1 protein-coding gene is annotated in these 615 nt (G+C 64.7%); it reads right to left on the bottom strand.

Annotation, left to right across the window (positions count from 1 at the left end):
• A partial coding sequence (locus tag NKI63_RS30670) for a zinc-binding dehydrogenase (protein ID WP_352824133.1) occupies positions 1–615 on the bottom strand: 615 nt, incomplete at both ends.

Genomic DNA, 615 nt, shown 5'->3' with positions numbered 1-615 from the left:
AAGGCGGTGCCCATCCAGGTGCGGCCGGTGACCAGCTGGAACGGCCGCGTCGAGATCTCCTGGCCGGCGCCGGCAACGCCGATGACGACCGACTTGCCCCAGCCGCGATGCGACGCTTCAAGCGCCTGCCGCATGACCTTGGTGTTGCCGGTGCAGTCGAAGGTGTAGTCGGCGCCGCCGATCTGGTCGGCGCCGCGCTTGGTCATGTTGACGAGATGGGCCACGATGTCGCCATCGATCTCCTTCGGATTGACGAAATGCGTCATGCCGAACTTCTCGCCCCATTCTCGTCTGTCGTTGTTCACATCGACGCCGATGATCATGTCGGCGCCGGCAAGGCGCAGGCCCTGGATGACGTTGAGGCCGATGCCGCCGAGGCCGAAGACGATCGCCGTCGCGCCTTGCTCGACCTTGGCCGTGTTGATCACAGCACCGATGCCGGTGGTGACGCCGCAGCCGATGTAGCAGATCTTGTCGAAGGGCGCGTCGGCATCGACCTTGGCCACCGCGATCTCGGGCAGCACGGTGAAGTTGGAAAAGGTCGAGCAGCCCATATAGTGGAACAGCCTGTCCTTGCCGATCGAGAAGCGCGAGGTGCCGTCGGGCATCAGGCCC

The organism is Mesorhizobium sp. M0410 (assembly GCF_040321435.1).
In the GTDB taxonomy this organism is placed as follows: Bacteria; Pseudomonadota; Alphaproteobacteria; order Rhizobiales; family Rhizobiaceae; genus Mesorhizobium.
This window is presented reverse-complemented; position numbering and strand designations above follow the sequence as displayed.